Origin of the sequence: Nostoc sp. WHI (assembly GCF_015714725.1) — a bacterium.
Classification (GTDB): domain Bacteria; phylum Cyanobacteriota; class Cyanobacteriia; order Cyanobacteriales; family Nostocaceae; genus Nostoc.
In genome coordinates this window covers 20,942-39,111 of sequence record NZ_WBKM01000063.1, presented here as the reverse complement: position 1 = coordinate 39,111, position 18,170 = coordinate 20,942, and the positions used below count along the sequence as shown (strand labels likewise).

The window sequence follows — 18,170 nt, the reverse complement described above, 5'->3', positions numbered from 1 at the left end:
GCTTTTTTCGACTTGTGTGTACACCGTAGCTTCTCTACGAGAGGCTGCGCCAACGAGACGCGAACGCTCGTAATGACGTAAAATCGCAGTCCCTGCGTAAGTCCTGTATATAATCCTAATGCTGGACTAGGAAACCCATAGGGCAGAGCGCCCAACCTAGCGGCGAGTCATTTGATTTTGAATTTCCCCCAGCCCCCTGCAAAAACTTAGCCGTAAATTGATCCCCAAGCCCCAGTCTTAAGGATCAATTTATGGCGTAGAGGGGGGGCGTTCAGTGCTAATCTGAAAGGTGACATTGCTTGATTTTATGTCTTCTAAGACCTTATCTGAAATATAGCTTCAATCATTAGGCGCAGCATGGTAACAACCGCAGAAAAAACAAACATTGGTTACATTACCCAAATCATTGGCCCAGTTGTAGACGTTAAATTTCCCGGCGGGAAATTGCCACAAATCTACAACGCTTTGAAAATCAAAGGCACCAATGAAGCTGGACAGGAAATCAACCTCACTGTTGAAGTACAGCAATTGCTGGGCGACAACCAGGTGCGGACTGTTGCGATGAGCTCCACCGAAGGCTTAGTGCGCGGTTTGGAAGTCGTAGATACAGGCGCTCCCATCAGCGTACCAGTTGGTAAAGCCACGTTGGGTCGGATTTTTAACGTCCTTGGTGAACCTGTAGACGAAAGGGGCCCTGTAAATGCTGAGGCAACTTTACCCATTCACCGCTCTGCTCCCAAATTCACTGACCTAGAAACCAAACCTTCGGTGTTCGAGACTGGGATTAAAGTTGTTGACCTCCTAACTCCCTATCGACGCGGCGGTAAGATTGGTCTGTTCGGCGGTGCTGGTGTTGGTAAGACCGTGATCATGATGGAATTGATCAACAACATTGCTACTCAGCATGGTGGAGTATCCGTTTTTGCTGGTGTGGGTGAACGCACCCGTGAGGGCAATGACCTCTACAACGAAATGATCGAATCTGGGGTAATCAATAACGAAAGCCTCAATGATTCCAAGATTGCTCTAGTTTACGGTCAGATGAACGAGCCACCTGGAGCAAGAATGCGGGTTGGTCTTTCGGGATTGACAATGGCTGAGTACTTCCGGGACGTGAGCAAGCAGGATGTGCTGCTGTTTATTGACAACATTTTCCGGTTTGTGCAAGCAGGTTCGGAAGTATCGGCGCTACTGGGTCGGATGCCCTCAGCAGTAGGATATCAGCCCACATTGGGAACCGACGTGGGTGAACTGCAAGAGCGGATTACCTCAACTACAGAGGGTTCGATTACATCCATTCAGGCAGTGTACGTACCTGCGGACGACCTCACCGACCCCGCACCTGCTACCACCTTCGCCCACTTGGACGGTACAACAGTGCTGTCTCGCGGTTTGGCATCTAAGGGAATTTATCCCGCAGTTGACCCCCTGAATTCAACTTCCACAATGCTCCAGCCGAATATTGTCGGTGAGGAACATTACAATACTGCTCGGGCGGTGCAATCAACTCTGCAACGCTATAAAGAACTCCAGGACATTATCGCCATTCTCGGTCTAGATGAGTTGTCTGAAGATGATCGTCTGATCGTAGCGCGGGCGCGGAAGGTTGAGCGCTTCTTGTCCCAGCCGTTCTTTGTGGCAGAAGTGTTTACCGGCTCTCCTGGTAAGTACGTGAAGTTGGAAGATACCATCAAAGGATTCCAAAAGATTCTGTCTGGTGAGTTGGATGCTCTGCCAGAACAGGCTTTCTACTTGGTTGGCGATATTAACGAAGCCATCGCTAAAGCTGAAAAAATCAAAGGTTAGTCATTCGTCATTCGTCATTAGTGAGCCAGCGCAGTCTTCTCCCAAAGGGAGAGGCTTGCGCCAAGGGGGTTTCCCCCATGAGTGACTGGCGATAGCGTAGCGGTAGCGAGTCATCGAGCGTCACCCGTAAGGGTCATTAGTGCGATCGCTAATGGCTAGTGGCAAATTATAAACGACAAAGGACAAAGGACAAAGGACAAATGACATTAACCGTTCGTGTAATTTCCCCAGACAAAACAGTGTGGGATGCCCCAGCTGAAGAAATAGTTTTGCCTAGCACTACTGGGCAACTAGGTATCCTAACTGGACACGCACCACTTTTGACCGCCCTGGATACTGGTGTGATGCGAGTCCGCGCCGCTAAAAATCAGCCTTGGCAAGCGATCGCTCTTTTGGGTGGTTTTGCCGAAGTCGAAGAAAATGAAGTGACAATTCTGGTTAACGGCGCTGAACGTGGCGACAAAATTAACCTTGATGAAGCTCGTACTGCTTATAACCAAGCTGAAGCGCGGCTGAATCAAGTTGCAGGAGACGATCGCCAAGCCCAAATTCAAGCAAACCAAGCCTTTAAACGCGCCCGCGCTCGGTTTCAAGCGGCTGGCGGTTTGGTCTAATTGAACTTTCTATTTCAACTTTGTAGGTTGGGTAATATCCAACCTACAAAATATTTATTAATTTTAAAAAAATTATGCCAAGTTTAAGAAATCGAGGCAAGTCTTGGTGAAGTGTTAAGTTAACTAATTAGTTGCCCAGATGGGCACAAATTATGAAAAGCTTTTCTTCTTTACTTGGTACGCGTAAACAAAATAAGGTAGTTTGTCTTGCAGCATCTCTTGTAGCAGCTTTAGCGATCGCTGCGCCAACGTCTTTGACGAACGCTGGTAGTATTCATTCTGACAATGCTACTTCTGTAAAAATAATTACTGCAAAAGAAATCGCTTCAGCCACTGTCCAGCTAAATCAGACCAAACCAAATATTGCTCAGTTACAAGCTAGCAAAACTCAATATCAAGCTGCTGGAATTGATGCTTTTGTACTTATCCCCATCATACTTGTCGGCGGTTTAGTCATATTTGTCCCCCTATTCTTTGGCGGACTGGTGGTTATCGGCGAACGTGAAGTCGGCATTGTGGTGAGGAAATTTACTGTTTCCGGGCGCGGACTCCCCGCCGGAAGTTTAATTGCCCTTAACGGGGAAGCTGGCTTACAAGCAGATACTTTAGCTCCTGGTTGGCACTGGGGCTATTGGCCTTGGCAGTATTCTGTAAAGAAAGAGTCAGTAATTGTCGTTCCTCAGGGGGAAATCGCTTTGATTGTTGCCGCAGATGGTGAATCCAATCCACCAGAGCGGATTTTAGGCAAAATTGTAACTTGTGACAACTTCCAAGATGCTCGGAAATTTCTTAGCCAAGGCGGGGAAAAAGGGCGACAGATGGGTTTTCTCACGGCTGGTACATATCGGATTAACACCGCCCTGTTTAAAGTGATCGTGGCATCAAATGCCAGCGCTCATGGCATGACTCCAGAACAGTTGCGGGTGTACAGTTTGGCATCTGACAAAGTTGGCATTGTCACTACCTTAGATGGCGTACCAATTTCTGCTGGTGAACTCGCAGGCCCAATAATTGACGAACACAATAACTTCCAAAATGGTCAGAAATTTATTGATGGAGGTGGACGGCGAGGTTTACAAGAGCAGACCTTGCTTTCTGGTTCTTGGAACTTGAATCCTTGGTTTGTTCAGGTTGAGCAAGTGCCGATGACGGAAATTCCCATTGGATATGTCGGTGTGGTGATTTCTTTCGTGGGTAAGGCGCATCAAGATGTTAGCGGTGCAGCTTTCACCCACGGTAACTTGGTTAATCCTGGACATAAGGGTGTGTGGATCGAACCGCTATATCCTGGTAAACATCCGATTAATTCTCGGATTATGAAGATGGAGCTAGTGCCGACGACTAACATAGTATTAAATTGGTCAGATCGGACTGAACGCCACAGCTATGATGCTCAACTAGCTTCCTTGACAGTGCGATCGCGTGATGGATTTGCCTTTGATTTAGAAGTAGCACAAATTATCCATGTGGGTGCTTTAGATGCCCCGAAGGTGATTTCTCGCGTCGGTGCAATGCAAAATTTAGTAGACCATGTATTAGAACCGACTATCGGTAATTATTTCCGCAACTCAGCCCAAAACTGTACTGTACTAGACTTTCTGACTGCTCGGAGTGAGCGACAAACTGAGGCTGCTGAGTATATTAAAACAGCTTTACGGGCTTATGACGTGCAAGCGATCGACACTCTGATTGGTGATATTCAGCCACCAGCATCACTAATGCAGACACAGACAGACCGGAAAATTGCTGAAGAAGAACGCAAGACTTATGAAGTCCAGCAAATGGCGCAAACCCAACGGCAGCAACTTGTCCGGGAAACGGCACTGGCTAATATCCAGCAGGAAATGGTGAAATCGGAGCAGAGTGTACATATTGCTGACCTAAAAGCCCAAGCCCAAATCAAGCAGGCGAATGGTGAAGCTGAGGGGACAAAACTCCGGGCAATTGCTGAGGCTGAAGGTATTCGTGCCACAGGTAACGCTAAAGCTGAAACCTACCGCGCTGGTGTGGAAGCCTTGGGATCACAAGGTTATACGGCTATGCAACTAATGCAGATTATAGGCGATCGCAATGTCCGCTTGATTCCAGATGTCTTAGTTGGCAGTAATGGCAGCAATAACGGCTTAGTAGATGGGTTACTATCGATGATTTTATGGAATCAAACTGGTAAGGGTGAATTCACACCAACACCTTTGCATCCCCAACCGATAGTTACCAAAGCACAACCAACCGCAGACAACGGTTTTCCACCTATAGTTGTGAATTTTCCAGGGGATAAGTAAGTTGGGAGAATAGAACCAAAGTTTGTAAAGTTTAGGAAAAGGCGAAAAAAAGGAAAAGATTTAAAGTTTTTTCCTTTTTCCTTTATTTAGACAACTGGATGTGATCTCACGCAGAGGCGCCCAGACGCAGAGAGTAAGAGTTTAAAAGAGCGAATTTTTAAATTTCATACTTCAATTCAGCAAAGCCAAGAAGCATTCAATCCTCATCATCAGGCAAGTTTTCTATTTCCTCAGCAATTAGTATCTGAAAATCTTCGTCACAATGATTATGCAGATGAACGGCAGCAGCTAGGAGTTCTGCCAGAATCTCAGCTTGTTGGGTAGCAGTTAAACCCGTTAACTGTAATTGGTTAACCAAGGCTTGCACTTTCATGCATTCTGTACTTAATTCAGCAATCAAGATACTGAGGGTTGAATTCGTGACTGGAAGAGGGCGATCGCTAATCTGCATATTCATTGTCCCAATCTTTTACGCGCTTGTTGGATTGCCTTGTCAAAGGCACGAATCTCTTTTTCCCAATGCTTAATTAAACCTTCGTCAGGAAAACTCTTCTGTGATTCCAGTCTAATCTTTTCTTGATGTTCAGTAATTCTTTGAGTTAAAGATTCAATTGACTTTTGATGGTGCCTCTTACTCATTACTCCGAACGATAGGCAACGCGGAGACTTTGGACTAAAATCACCAGAGATGCGATCGCCATTAACCCGCCCCAAAACCAGTAAGGTAAAAGCAAATACCTCTGCATTTGCGCTGTATCAGAGAGTCCAAGAGGGCCAGCAGACCTACTAAATAGATAATCAAGTTGATGGTACGTACTTACACAAGCTTGTACACCCAGAAATTGAATAACAAATCCCTGTGCCCAACGAGGTGCTTTCAGGGCGATAGCTAAGATTATTAAACCCAGCAAGGGAATTGCCACCAATCCAAACCAGGAACGTACCCAAATTAATGTTGAAAATAGCAAAAAACTCCCTAAAATTTTTAAACTCAGGGAAGCTGTTTTGAAACTGCGAGAAGCTAAAATCAAAGCTGCACCGGCAAGAGGCGGCCCCATTGGCCCGGCTGCTGCAACCATTGCTGGGCCAATTGGCCCCAATGACGACCGGATGCCATAAGTTGCAACACCAGAACCATTGCTAAAAATTTGTAATTTTTGAAACTGTCCCCCTAATAAGACTGCCATTAAGCCGTGACCCATTTCATGAAACCAGGTTGCCAGGATCGTAAATGGGTATAAGATGTAATCACCTCCTGGTAGTTGCCACAGTAAAGCAGTTGCGATAGCTGCTGCAATGAGCCAGGTTAGCCCCATGCGTTCAACAACTGGCGGGGCTTCTTTGGTGAGCAAGGTTTCAAAATTTTTGCTTGGTTCCCTCATAGGTCACTCAATTTTAGATTTTAGATTTTAGATTTTAGATTGCCTTAATATAGGAATTTGGGGATATTCGATTTTGGATTTTAGATTATCCCTTCTATCCAAAATTTGCAGCCTATTTTCATCCATCTTAGTTTAATTATTAAGGTAATGGAGTTGCTGAACAGTGCAACAATTCACACCTCAAAGCGACGGCTATTGACTATGGCGCTATTAAGAACAACATAGTTATCCGTCGCTTGTCTGATGCGGTTCATTCGTTTCTCCTCCAAAATGGATACCGGAGGATAAGCTGAAATTGCCTAGACTGATGTCACAATTGATAGAGAATCAGTTAAGCAAGTTGAAACAGGAATGTCATCAAGTCTCCTTTACCCAAACTGATGCGATCGCCTGGTCGCAAACGATGACGATTCCCCGGTAAAAGCGGCGAATTATTAATGTAAGTACCATTAGAACTCCCCACGTCTTCAACATAGTGAGCGTCTCCCTCAATGCGAATATCTGCATGAATCCGCGAGACGATTTCTGAATTGGGAAATCCTGAAACATCTATATCTGGGGGAATCCGATCATTGGGTTTGCCAATATGAATCACAGAGACATTTTGCGGCAATTCGATTAACTGATCGCTTTGAACGTAGATTAACCGCGCTGTAAGCTGCTGTAGTTGCGTTCTGGCGGCAGTTGCAGTTGGTGCTACTGGCGGGGGTGCTTCGGCTTCAAAGGCTGGCGCTGGTTCCAAAGGTGGTGGAGTAGGAATACTTTGTACAGAGACTACGGGTTGATCTGGGACGGTTGGCGCTGGTTCTGGGGAGCTGCTTTCTGTAACAGATACCTGTTGCGAAGCTACTGAGGGAACTGCCATCTCTGTTGGTGGTAAAAATGAGCCAGAGGGATGAGAGTTAGTAGATTCGCTTATTCCCAAGGCATCTGGTTGTAAAAGTTCTAACAGTGGATCGGGTGGAACTAAGGGCGGTACTTCCACAGAAATATCGGGAGTAACTGTTGCAGCTACCGGAGTATGAACGTGTGGAACTCCCGATGAGTGGAGGTTATAGCCACACTGACCGCAGAATGCAGCATCTGCCTGCACAGTTGCCCCACAACTGGGACAGTTAGTAGTCGCGGGTAACGGTGTATAGCAAGCTTCACACTGGACAGCCCCATCAGGGTTGGGATGATTGCAATTAGGGCAGACGATCATCGATATTTAGCCTTTGTTCAAGATCATCATAAATATAGGTAGGACTAGCAAGCAGAAGGCGGCCCTAGCTTTAGATTCTAGCAATTACTGCTGATGGAACGATGAATTGGACGCTCTTAGGCGGGGAAGGGGAGTAGGGGAGTAAGAATTTTAGATTTTAGATTTTGGATTTTAGATTAAAGAATTGAAATTTAATCCAAAATCCTCAATCCAAAATCTAAAATTGAATTGCCCAATGCCCAAGTTCAATGTTGAAGTTCCAAACCTGCTGCCGCATCCAGCAGCCACCAAAGTTCTCCTTGGGGCTGAATTAAGCGGGATGGGTAAGTGAAGTCATCGGCTACAGGTGCAAAGACTTGCGCCAAAGCTGGTCGTTTATTAGCACCAGTAACCAGAAAAATCACGCTGTGAGCGGAGTTGATGAAGGGGTATGTGAAAGTTATCCGCAGGTTTCCGTCTTTGTTACCCACAGTAACTAGGCGATCGCTTACTTTGAGAGCCTCTGTGTGGGGAAACAAAGATGCAGTATGTGCATCATCACCCATTCCTAATAATACTACATCCAACGAGGGAAAGGCGACTCCAGAAGAATTGAAAAATTCTTTGAGCTGTTGTTCATACTTAGCAGCAGCCAGTTCTGGATTGGCTTCCAAAGTCGGTACAGGGTGAATGTTAGCTGCCGGGATATCAACGTGATCTAGCCACGCACGCCGTGTCATTAGTTCATTGCTATCGGGATGATCTGATGGTACGTAACGCTCATCCCCCCAGAATAGATGAATTTTATCCCAAGGTAGTTTTTGATTAGCGATCGCTTCATATAACGGCTTAGGTGTACTGCCGCCAGATAAGGCAATAGTAAACTGCCCACGCTGCTCAATGGCAGTTTCTAACTTGGACAGAATCAATTCTAGCGCTCGTGCAACCAGCGCTGGCTTATCCGATAGAACTTCAACGGTTTTGTTCATGGCTTCTTCATCATATTACTCGCTTCCAGCAATACAATACCGAACTTATTGCAATCCCATTTTTAACTTTTGAAACATTTAACATCGTGGATTAGATAGGGTTGAAAAATGTAGACGCACCTGATCACCTTCAACGGTAAGTTGACAGTAGTTAGTATGATTAACTACATCTCAATGACTATTTTTATTTACACCCAGTTACTTGATACTTTGTTGATTAACGCCACAGAGGATATATTTATTAATTCTTATTAAAAATTAATAAAACTAATTAATCACTTCATTTTGCACTGGGTAATGAGATATTATCAATCTCCCACAAACAGGGCTTCCCAGTCAGCGATCGCTTCGCGTTGGGCAATTAACAATTCCTGAATTCCTTTTTGAGCGACATCTAGCAGCTGATCCAATTGAGTGCGGCTGAAGCTGCCTTCTTCGGCTGTTCCTTGGACTTCAATGATTCCCAGGTGTTGATTCATTACCACATTAAAATCTACTGTTGCAGCCACATCTTCAATATAATTGAGATCCAAAAATGGCTCTCCCTCCAGTAATCCTACGGAAACTGCTGCTACCTGTCCACACAGAGGCGATCGCTCCAACACCCCCTGCTGCAACAATTTAGAAATCGCATGAGCCAACGCCACAAAAGAGCCTGTAATAGCCGTTGTCCGAGTTCCAGCGTCTGCTTGTAAAACATCAGTATCCACAGTCAGAGTGCGTTCTCCCAATGCCTCAAAATCCACTGCTGCACGTAAGCTGCGTCCAATTAGACGTTGAATTTCTTGCGTCCGTCCAGATAATTTCAATAATTCCCTTTCTTGGCGTTTTTGAGTAGCAGATGGTAACATCCGGTACTCAGCTGTTAACCAGCCTTTACCAGTTCCTTCGAGAAACTTCGGAACTCCTTGAGTAACGCTAACAGTACAAAGTACTTGAGTATCACCGCATCTTGCGAGAACAGAACCGGGAGCAAAGCGGGTGAAATTAGGGTAAAAGCTGATCGGACGTAGTTCGTAGGGAATCCGACCGTCTGGACGCTGCCAAGCCATTGGAGTTGCCTCAAGTTTTACAATACTGCCTTAAGGTTACCTTAGTGTTGCAAATCATCATTTTAAGGGTATTGGGCAATTCAATTTTGGATTTTGGATTTTAGATTTTGGATTAAATTCCAATCTAAAATCCAAAATCGTTCGACTGAACGCTCACGACAAGTCTAAAATCTAAAATTCTTACTCCCCTGCTCCTTTTCTAAGGAACTGCAAGCAGAGTCAAAATACTTTGCTGCACCATCTCTGGTGACTGGTCGCCGTCGATGGTCAACAAGCAGCGACGACGGTCGTAATATTCTAAGATGGGAATGGTGCGATCGTAGAATAATTCTACACGGCGTTGCACGATTTCGGGTTGGTCATCTGGTAGCGATCGCCCCAAGGATCGATTAACCATGACTGCTTCCGGCACTTGGAGATAAATTGCCCAATCTAGCTTTTGCCCTAAATTATCCAACAAAAAATCTAATTCTTCAGCTTGGAAGGCAGTACGGGGATAGCCCTCTAACACCCAATCGTAGTCAATATCTGGTTGTCTGAGGCGAATTCGGATCAATTCAATGATCATTTCATCTGGAACCAACTCCCCTTTTTGCATATAGGGCTGTGCGTGGTAACCTAGTTCATTCAAGCTAGCGTAAACCGAAAGAGAAATCCGGGGGTCGGCTTCTGACCATTGGAACTCCTGGAGGAGCTTATCGCCAGATATCGCTTTCCGTAAAATCTCTCCTGTAGAAATTAGAGGAAGATCAAAGTATCTGCAAAGCTTTTGTGCTTGAGTACTTTTACCCGATCCTGAACCTCCCAGAATCACCAATCTCACAAAAATTCACTCCTCATCCTGTTAAATTCACCACTTGCTAAGTTTGTTTTGCCCAAACAACCGGAAAATCTAACATTTAGCGATTTTCAGACGTTATGCCCAGCTTTTTTAAATAATTGGAACTCTAACTTATATGTTTTAATTTTTACAACTACTTTCAGGGAAAAAACGAAAATAACTCTTGACTTTAGCACAAACGTAGTGTTTGACTAAGAATGCAATTTGCCAAATCCACCACACCTGTGAAAAACAGATTGATTATACAGGCAGATTTGTAACAAGTACCGCCAGAACAAACCTTTAATTTATTGTAACTTTTTGAACTTTACCCTATGGTTGCCCAGCTAGAAACCCCAAGTATAAATTCAACCCTTACCTTACCATATCCAGTTGAAGGACTAGTGCAAGTTTTCACTAGCTCCCATCGCAATTTTTTTACGAGCGTTATAGCTCAATCACTGAGAATAGCTGGACAAGGAACGCCAGTATTAATAGTACAGTTCCTCAAAGGAGGTATTCGTCAAGGACAGGAACATCCCATACAACTAGGACAGAATTTAGATTGGATTCGCTGTGATTTGCCTCGTTGTATTGATACACCGCATTTAGACGATACGGAAAACCAAGCTTTACAAAAGCTGTGGCAGTATACACAACAGGTAGTGTGTGAGAGTAAATATTCTCTCGTTGTCTTAGATGAGTTAAGTTTAGCGATCAACTTTGGTTTAATTCCTGAAACGGAAGTTTTAGCGTTTCTGACAAAACGCCCTCCCCAGGTTGATATCATTCTTACAGGGCCAGAGATGCCGAAATCTCTCTTGGATGTAGCAGATCAAATTACAGAGATCCGTCGAAGTCATCGACCCTAAACAAAATACTCAATTCAGGATATCCTAGTAATTCGGTTTGAATTAGCGTGAAGTTGTGATTAAAAACGATATCTGGATTACTGAAATGGCTCAACAGGGTTTGATTTCGCCCTTTGAGCCAAGCTTAATACGTCACCTTGAGAATTTACCTGTAATTTCATTTGGTCTTAGCAGCTTTGGCTATGACATCAGGCTATCACCAGATGATTTTCGCATTTTTAGGCATATTCCAGGCACTGTAGTAGATCCTAAGAATTTTAATCCTGAGAACTTGGAGCGAACAGAACTCCATACAGATGTTAATGGCAAATACTTCATTCTGCCTGCCCACTCCTATGGCCTTGGGGTTGCCCTTGAAAGGCTGGAAATACCAGATAATATTACAGTAATTTGTATAGGTAAGAGTACTTATGCTCGTTGTGGAATAATTGCAAATGTTACTCCAGCCGAAGCTGCTTGGCGCGGTTATTTGACACTAGAGTTATCCAACGCTTCTAGCGCTGATTGCCGCATTTACGCTAGTGAAGGAATAGTACAATTGATGTTTTTGGAGGGAGAACCCTGCGCTGTTAATTACGAAGCACGCCAGGGTAAGTATCAAGACCAGCTAAAGGGTGTAACTCTAGCTAAGGTTTAAGCTTCAAAAGAATTATTTAATTTTCTCTCTGCTTTATTTAGGGAATTTTTGTACATCCTGTTGCTGTACAGACTGTAAAATCTGTACAATTTGAACTCCTGTTAAAAATATAGTTGCGATAGTTAGAATAATAGTAAAATAGATTTGATTTGTCTCAACAAAATCTTTAAGTCTACTTAAGACATCCTTTCTAGAGTTTCCAGCAATTCTTTTAGATCCTTTCTGATAAGGAATAACTCCTTCTTTGACATCAATTACATAAAGTGTACAAAAAACTTGTCCTTTCTTAAGTTCAATGTTTCTTTTACCTAAATTGAAAACTGTAATGGAAAGTTTTCCTTGGTATCCAGGGTCTATCTTGGATGATGTATTAGATAAACCATGTTGCAAAAGAGATACTTTTGGAACTACATGACCAAATCTAGATTTGGGGAATTTCACTTCTTCGGCTGTCTCAATAATGACAGTAGCCCCTGGTTGAAGAGATATTTTGCCGTTATCCAACAAATCAGTTTTACCAAAGTCTCTGTGATCTCTGTACTCATCACCAACTTTTAAATCATAAGTTGCATTGCTAGACTCTGTATTACGAATTTGTTTGGTGTCAAGATTTAGTATAAAAATTACGTCTCCTTCAAGACCACCAGCTTTTTCATACTCTTCGGTAGTCTCTACAACTGTTTTGTTACTACCATCCAATATAAACGGAATAACACTCATCTTTTTGCCGATATTAAAAAACTGTCATCTATTATACTGTTATATTTAGTAACCTTACTCTATCAAACAGAATCCAAGAATAAAAAACTGTGCCATAAACTACGTAATGTAGCCATGTAAATACTAGGAGTAACTAAAAATTGTTACACTGTCTAAATTCTAAGCAATTCAATTGATATTCGTGAATACTAAGTTGTAGCGATTGGGGCGATGCGGACATGATCAAAGCACACGAGCCAACTTTTTTTATGATGAGGATTCCTACGATTTGAATATCCATCATCCTGCAAAAGTCTATATGAGATAGTCTAAACCTTCATCGCACTTTTAGCCAAACCTGTAAATCAACCAAACTAGTAAAATCTAACAGTGCTTCACTCAAATCTTCCAGCACAGGCAAAGGTAAACCAGAAATTGAGGAGCGTATTTCTTCAGAAAGTTCCCCAAATCGCTTAGTCAATTGCCGGAGAATAAGATTAGCTGTTGCTTCCTCACGTCCTTCCTCACGTCCTTCCTCACGTCCTTCCTCACGTCCTTCCTCACGTCCTTCTTCTTTAATTTCTCGGTAAACTCGCGTTTCCTTAAGCGTGATTCCTAGCATAGACTCTACCTCCGCTTGAGTTAATTGTTCAAATCTATACACCATGATCGTCGTTATTAATTCAATTATGGCGCGACTCGATGGTGATAGCATTTCTTGAGTGGTTCTTGTTAACAAATACCTTGCTTCTTCTGGTGCTTGTTCTTCATCCACTGTAGTTAATACCATCAGCGCCACCCATATAGGTAATTGACGGATATACCCTAATTCATCTAAATACACCCGATGTACTTGTCCGCCCTTTAGCAATGAGCGATGAGGATGAATATCGCTTTGTTCGATACTGCGCGACGGGTAAATTATCACTGCTTGCCAGTCGCTAAATCTGGAACGGTTGCGGTAAAAATATAACGAAGATTCAGCCCATACTCTCTCATAAAGTTGTTCATCTTTTTGGAACTGCACCTCGCAAAAATATACAACTCCAGCACCATCACTTTCAGGTGGTAGAAATACTCCGTCAATTTCAAATTTCGGTTCTTTAACGGCGACTGAATCAAAACGATAACTATCTGCATTATTTGGAGGATTTGCCAGTAGTTCAAACAGCAAGGTGGGAGACTGTTGAAACAGTTTATAAAATATTGAGTCTCGACGCATGAAAGCATTTTACTAATTTTTTATAAGAAGAATTCAGGAGCGGAGCCGGAGGCGCTCGCGGCTTGGCGTCAGAATTCAGTATGAATTGCCCCAAAATTATGATTATGGTGCTAATCTTGCCTTACCTAGACGCTGCTTTTCATACCATTGTGCGATCGCAGGCGCCCAATTTTCAAAATGAGGCCACATCATTTCACACAACTTTTGAATTTCAAGTTGAGCATCTTTCTTATTTCTCAGGTCACAAAAATGCAAGAAAGACCTTAAATTGAAACTAACTACAAAATGCTGGCGATAATCAAAAGGCACTTTACCTCTTGCGTGTTCTTCAGACATTCCACCCTCAAAATCAGCTTTATATCGTTTAGCTGCTTCTAGACACCATTGCAAATCTGCTGCTCTTTGCTCTGGTGAATAATAGTATTTTTTGCCTTGTCTATCAGTGTAAGAACCAACGGGACGTAAATAAAAAACATCTTCTATGTCTTTTTTATCTTCTAATACATCAATAAATTGGTTGCCTGTGTACCTAAAAGACTGAACATCAAATGATACTCCCACACGATGAGTACGAGCCTGCTGCATGACGCTGTGGGGAAAGTAGCCACAGTTAAAAACAATCTGGGGATGCTCTAAAGGCCCATAGTGTCCCCTCTCACCCGCTAAAAGTCGCTTAACAATAACTTCGCCACTTTGTGACTCTGAGGGCCAGGAGTCGCGCTCATCAAACACGAACCCATCAGTATAGTCCTGGTGCATCGCGGCATAAATCACCTGCTGGGGGTTTGGTGTTTTGGCAATAACCTCTACTCGAAATCGATGCATTAGTTGTTGGGGAATGGATTTGTGACTGAAAGTGCTGATGAAGAAGTGGAGCCTGTTGGTTAGACATGGCTTTGAACTCGATCCATCATATCTCTGGCTTGGACTTCTACTTGAGCAGATTAAGATACTTTACAAATATTAATAATATTGTTACAGCTATTCAAATAACAGAGAAGACAGGGAAAAATCCATCCGTACAAACACTGCTATAATTGAATTCAGTAGTACTTTAGCAATGATTGTTTTTGTCTCTCTGATAGCATTAGAAGTATTGACAGGACACGGTATCATTGGTGTTTTGACAAGTCTGTAAAAAATAATTTTTGTAACATAACTCTCAGCAAAGCGGTAAATTTACCGTCTCTTATATTTATGGAAAACTTAGTGGTAGAGTAAAAATATACTGATAGCAAAAGCCGTTATCAGCGTAAAAATATAGGGTGAACTATGGCTTTAACTGCTTCAACTATGCTCCCGCTTGGCACAAAAGCACCAGATTTTCATTTACCGGAAGTGGTATCTGGAAAGGCAACTTCACTTTCCACCTTTGCAAATAAAAAAGCACTCTTGGTAATGTTTATTTGTCGGCATTGCCCATTTGTAAAGCACGTCCAACAAGAATTAGCGCAGTTAGGAAAAGATTATTTTACAAGTGATTTAGCGATCGTTGCGATCAGTGCTAATGATGCAAAAAATTACCCAGATGATGCGCCAGAGTCGTTACAAGCATTTGCCACAGAACTAGGGTTTAATTTTACCTTATGCTACGACGAGAGCCAAGAAACGGCGAAGGCTTACACAGCAGCTTGCACACCAGATTTTTTTGTATTTGATGGCGAACGCCAACTTGTTTATCGGGGACAATTAGATGATAGCCGCCCCAGTAATGGTAAACCTGTAACAGGCGCAGATTTACGCGCAGCCATTGAAGCAGTGCTAGCGGGTAAACCTGTTACAAGCGAGCAAAAGCCGAGTGTTGGTTGCAATATTAAATGGAAACCTGGAAACCAACCCAATTATTTTGGTTGAAAGAGATTAGGGATTAGGGATTGGGTATTAGCTGAAATTCAATCCCCACTCCCTAATTCCCATGACTATCAATGTTTAATTTCTAAATTAAGGATGTAGCGTCCTAGCTGGACTTTTTCTGACCACAATTCATATTCCAGTCGTAAATGCTCTGGTAAAGGGTGTCCATTGAGAGCTAAACTACTAGTAAAATTCCGTAAACGAATAGGATCGTTAGATTGCAATGACTCAGTTGGCAACCAGTAACGACTAATACCATAAACACCCTTTTCCCAGAAGTGACGGTAACTCACTTGAGCATTACCTTGCATAGTCATGATTACCCGGTAAGGGGAAATCTCAAGCCACAAAATTCTGGGACTGTTGGGGGCGCAAGCTTTGCTCGTAGTTTGGGAAACTGTGTCCTTTGGACTGAGGACACTTTCTACTTCACAGCTAATTAGGGGCGGTGCAGTCAACAGTAAATGGAACCGATTAGTGTCTTTTTGATACAATGTCCCGGCAGTTTCGACAACAGACCAGATTGGTAAATCAGTGGAAATAAGCGATAAGCACACGGGCTTGCGGTGATGGGTCAGCATGAGAGCAATAAAAGCTAAAAGCTATGAACAAAATGAAATGAATACTAAGGGTCTAATAAGTCGGGGTAAGAAACTAAATAGTAAAACAGGCTTAATATAGCGGTTATCGATTGGATGAGAACACCAAAATCCTTGCTGTCAAATCATTTCAGCAAAGTTTTTGTATCTCACTCAACTGCACACCGCTATATTAACTGAATTCGCTGATTTGTTAAGCTACACAAATCTGGATAGAAATAGGTAGGATGTGAGCTTAGACAGTAAAAACGGTGCTTTTTCTAGAGAGAGCTAATTCGTAAGTAAAGCTTGTAAATATTCTAAGGCTATAGCCTCAAAACAGTATGAGTCGTTGTAGATGCTAAGAAACCTTCTTGAGGGAGACTTACCGTAAATTTTAGTAAGTTTTATACAGCAAAAAGCGATAGGATACTAGGGAGTAAGTAACCAGCAACGGCAAATGAAGTCGGTGATAAACTTCTGATGTATTCAAAAGCCAGTGTATCCTAATGTCAGCTTCTGTTATAACCGTAGAAACTCAAGAAAACCTTTCTCACAAGTTAATTATTCAGCGACCTTATTTTGGGATTTTGGGCTATCTTTACAGAATCGCATCCAAGTGCCTGCGGATAAATAAATCTATCTCTTGCCGTACTTTGATGTTGGACGCTTTAATTCAAGTAGGACTTACGCAAACAATAGCTGAAACCCTGATTTTTAGGTAGGGGCAATTCATGAATTGCCCCTACCCCGTGTAGTTTTGCGTAAGTCCTATCAAGGTAAAACCGAAATTCAAGGACTTCTCTTAGCTCGACTTTATCCAAATCAAAGAAGCTAAACTTCGTTATTTGGCAAAAACTCTGGTTTTTGGGTAAAAACTTTTTCCATCGTCACTGATTTGAGGTGAAATCGAAAAAGTAAAACCAGAATCCCATAAAGGTTTTAGCATCAGGTTTCGCGTTTCATAAAAATGGATAAAGTCGAGATGAGAATCTGGAAACAAGATTTTCATATCACATCCGAACGATTACAAAATCGGCAATAAGTAAATGAACAAAAATATTTACAGTAATTGCAAGCAAAGCGTCTCTAAGAGTTGCAATCCCAACCCTTAGAGACGCTCTGCGAACGCGCGTTTAGCGCAACGACATTGTGTAATTAATTCTGTCCGAAACTACTTATTAAGCAAATACTTGCTCACGGTCGTGGGGTGCATCAAAATCAATCAGCGGCCCTTTTGGAACGATGCGAGTTGGATTAACCTGGGGATGGCTTTTATAATAATGCCGTTTAATGTGGTCAAGGTTGCAAGTTTCCTTAACTCCCGGCAGTTGGTAAAGTTCTTTGAGATAATTCCACAGATTAGGATAATCTACAATTCGGCGTAAGTTGCATTTGAAATGCACATAATAAACCGTATCAAAGCGAAACAGAGTAGTGAACATACACCAGTCTGCTTCAGTAATTTGATCCCCACAGAGATAGCGTTGATTTCTTAATATTTTTTCCCAATAATCAAGAGCCGCGAATAATTCCGTTACCGCTTCATCATAAGCCGACTGAGTAGTAGCAAATCCTGCACGGTACACACCGTTATTTATTGGTTGATAAATTGCATCAATCGTCTCGTCAATTACTTTTTGCAAATGTTCTGGATAAAAGTTGATATTTTGTTTAGCGAAAGCATTGAATTCGGTATCAAACATCTGAATGATTTCGCGCGATTCATTATTGACAATTGTCCCTTTTTGGGTGTCCCATAAAACTGGAACTGTCACCCGTCCACTATAGTCGGGGTCAGCCTTCAGATAAAGTTGCCAAAGATATTGAGTACCGTTGACTGTATCGGGAATGCACCCTGGTTCATCGCCAAATTCCCAGCTATTTTGATCAATTTCCGCAGCAACTACCGATAAACCGATGACATCTTGGAGTCCTTTCAACTGACGGATAATTGCAGTGCGACATGCCCAAGGACAAGCCCAAGAAATATACAAATGATAGCGCCCAGGTTCAGCTTTTAATCCACTAGAACTATCGGCTGTAATTTGACTACGAAAAGTTGTTGATGGACGAACAAACCTACCTTTAGAGTCTTCTTGTTCTCGTTCAGATAGCCACTTACCATCTTTTAAGATTCCCAAACCCATAATTATCTCCTTAGTCAATAATTAGTAGCT

General features: G+C 42.7%; 18 protein-coding genes and 1 pseudogene. 7 read left to right on the top strand and 12 right to left on the bottom strand.

What is annotated here, in order from left to right:
• Nucleotides 1-357 precede the first annotated feature (357 nt).
• From atpD to F8S12_RS06595, 3 genes are all read left to right on the top strand, one after another.
• Complete coding sequence (atpD, locus tag F8S12_RS06605; RefSeq protein ID WP_196515530.1) at nucleotides 358-1,806, top strand: F0F1 ATP synthase subunit beta; 1,449 nt, start codon at nucleotides 358-360, stop codon at nucleotides 1,804-1,806.
• A 200-nt stretch (nucleotides 1,807-2,006) separates the two neighbouring features.
• A complete protein-coding gene (atpC, locus tag F8S12_RS06600) occupies nucleotides 2,007-2,420 on the top strand; it encodes an ATP synthase F1 subunit epsilon (protein ID WP_196515529.1) in 414 nt (137 codons plus the stop codon).
• Nucleotides 2,421-2,572: 152 nt separating this feature from the next.
• Nucleotides 2,573-4,702, top strand: coding sequence for an SPFH domain-containing protein (locus tag F8S12_RS06595; RefSeq protein WP_196515528.1), 2,130 nt, complete (start codon nucleotides 2,573-2,575; stop codon nucleotides 4,700-4,702).
• Between the two features lie 196 nt (nucleotides 4,703-4,898).
• On the opposite strand, the gene F8S12_RS06590 is transcribed toward F8S12_RS06595, so the two are convergent.
• The 7 genes from F8S12_RS06590 to F8S12_RS06560 all read right to left on the bottom strand — a co-directional run bounded on the left by F8S12_RS06590 (nucleotide 4,899) and on the right by F8S12_RS06560 (nucleotide 10,131).
• On the bottom strand, nucleotides 4,899-5,159 hold the full coding sequence (locus tag F8S12_RS06590; RefSeq protein ID WP_331001359.1) for a hypothetical protein: 261 nt from the start codon (nucleotides 5,157-5,159) through the stop codon (nucleotides 4,899-4,901).
• Nucleotides 5,156-5,341, bottom strand: coding sequence for a hypothetical protein (locus F8S12_RS06585; RefSeq protein WP_196515527.1), 186 nt, complete (start codon nucleotides 5,339-5,341; stop codon nucleotides 5,156-5,158). The genes F8S12_RS06590 and F8S12_RS06585 overlap by 4 nt, the downstream gene beginning before the upstream one ends.
• Nucleotides 5,341-6,084: a M50 family metallopeptidase gene (locus F8S12_RS06580; protein WP_196515526.1), complete on the bottom strand. Its 744-nt coding sequence runs from the start codon at nucleotides 6,082-6,084 to the stop codon at nucleotides 5,341-5,343. Before F8S12_RS06580 ends, F8S12_RS06585 begins: the two co-directional genes overlap by 1 nt.
• 331 nt (nucleotides 6,085-6,415) lie before the next feature.
• Nucleotides 6,416-7,288, bottom strand: a complete 873-nt coding sequence (locus F8S12_RS06575; RefSeq protein WP_196515525.1) for an FHA domain-containing protein — start codon at nucleotides 7,286-7,288, stop codon at nucleotides 6,416-6,418.
• 245 nt (nucleotides 7,289-7,533) lie between these two features.
• Nucleotides 7,534-8,256 (bottom strand): 6-phosphogluconolactonase, encoded by a 723-nt coding sequence (pgl, locus tag F8S12_RS06570; protein ID WP_196515524.1) that lies wholly within the window; start codon nucleotides 8,254-8,256, stop codon nucleotides 7,534-7,536.
• Between the two features lie 308 nt (nucleotides 8,257-8,564).
• A complete protein-coding gene (gene rph / locus F8S12_RS06565) occupies nucleotides 8,565-9,308 on the bottom strand; it encodes a ribonuclease PH (protein WP_196515523.1) in 744 nt (247 codons plus the stop codon).
• Between the two features lie 199 nt (nucleotides 9,309-9,507).
• Nucleotides 9,508-10,131: an adenylate kinase family protein gene (locus F8S12_RS06560; protein ID WP_196515522.1), complete on the bottom strand. Its 624-nt coding sequence runs from the start codon at nucleotides 10,129-10,131 to the stop codon at nucleotides 9,508-9,510.
• A gap of 332 nt (nucleotides 10,132-10,463) precedes the next feature.
• Here F8S12_RS06560 and F8S12_RS06555 point away from each other — a divergent pair, with 332 nt between their 5' ends.
• Together F8S12_RS06555 and dcd are read left to right on the top strand one after the other, a co-directional pair.
• Nucleotides 10,464-11,000, top strand: coding sequence for a P-loop NTPase family protein (locus tag F8S12_RS06555; RefSeq protein WP_196515521.1), 537 nt, complete (start codon nucleotides 10,464-10,466; stop codon nucleotides 10,998-11,000).
• Between the two features lie 55 nt (nucleotides 11,001-11,055).
• Nucleotides 11,056-11,637, top strand: a complete 582-nt coding sequence (dcd, locus tag F8S12_RS06550) for a dCTP deaminase (protein ID WP_196515520.1) — start codon at nucleotides 11,056-11,058, stop codon at nucleotides 11,635-11,637.
• Between the two features lie 33 nt (nucleotides 11,638-11,670).
• Here dcd and F8S12_RS06545 read toward each other — a convergent pair whose 3' ends face one another.
• From F8S12_RS06545 to thyX, 3 genes are all read right to left on the bottom strand, one after another.
• On the bottom strand, nucleotides 11,671-12,357 hold the full coding sequence (locus F8S12_RS06545) for a dCTP deaminase domain-containing protein (RefSeq protein WP_196515519.1): 687 nt from the start codon (nucleotides 12,355-12,357) through the stop codon (nucleotides 11,671-11,673).
• A 316-nt stretch (nucleotides 12,358-12,673) separates the two neighbouring features.
• Nucleotides 12,674-13,558, bottom strand: a complete 885-nt coding sequence (locus F8S12_RS06540) for an Rpn family recombination-promoting nuclease/putative transposase (protein ID WP_196515518.1) — start codon at nucleotides 13,556-13,558, stop codon at nucleotides 12,674-12,676.
• A 102-nt stretch (nucleotides 13,559-13,660) separates the two neighbouring features.
• Nucleotides 13,661-14,383, bottom strand: a complete 723-nt coding sequence (gene thyX / locus F8S12_RS06535; protein ID WP_196515517.1) for an FAD-dependent thymidylate synthase — start codon at nucleotides 14,381-14,383, stop codon at nucleotides 13,661-13,663.
• 229 nt (nucleotides 14,384-14,612) lie between these two features.
• Between thyX and F8S12_RS40370 the strand changes: the two are divergent.
• Together F8S12_RS40370 and F8S12_RS06530 are read left to right on the top strand one after the other, a co-directional pair.
• Nucleotides 14,613-14,696: pseudogene (locus F8S12_RS40370) on the top strand (high light inducible protein); the annotation flags it as partial.
• A 134-nt stretch (nucleotides 14,697-14,830) separates the two neighbouring features.
• On the top strand, nucleotides 14,831-15,412 hold the full coding sequence (locus F8S12_RS06530; protein ID WP_196515516.1) for a thioredoxin family protein: 582 nt from the start codon (nucleotides 14,831-14,833) through the stop codon (nucleotides 15,410-15,412).
• Nucleotides 15,413-15,480: 68 nt separating this feature from the next.
• Here the strand turns inward: F8S12_RS06530 and F8S12_RS06525 are convergent, their stop codons facing one another.
• Complete coding sequence (locus F8S12_RS06525) at nucleotides 15,481-15,993, bottom strand: hypothetical protein (protein ID WP_196515515.1); 513 nt, start codon at nucleotides 15,991-15,993, stop codon at nucleotides 15,481-15,483.
• 1,178 nt (nucleotides 15,994-17,171) lie between these two features.
• Nucleotides 17,172-18,140: a glutathione S-transferase family protein gene (locus F8S12_RS06520; RefSeq protein WP_196515514.1), complete on the bottom strand. Its 969-nt coding sequence runs from the start codon at nucleotides 18,138-18,140 to the stop codon at nucleotides 17,172-17,174.
• Between the last annotated feature and the right edge of the window lie 30 nt (nucleotides 18,141-18,170).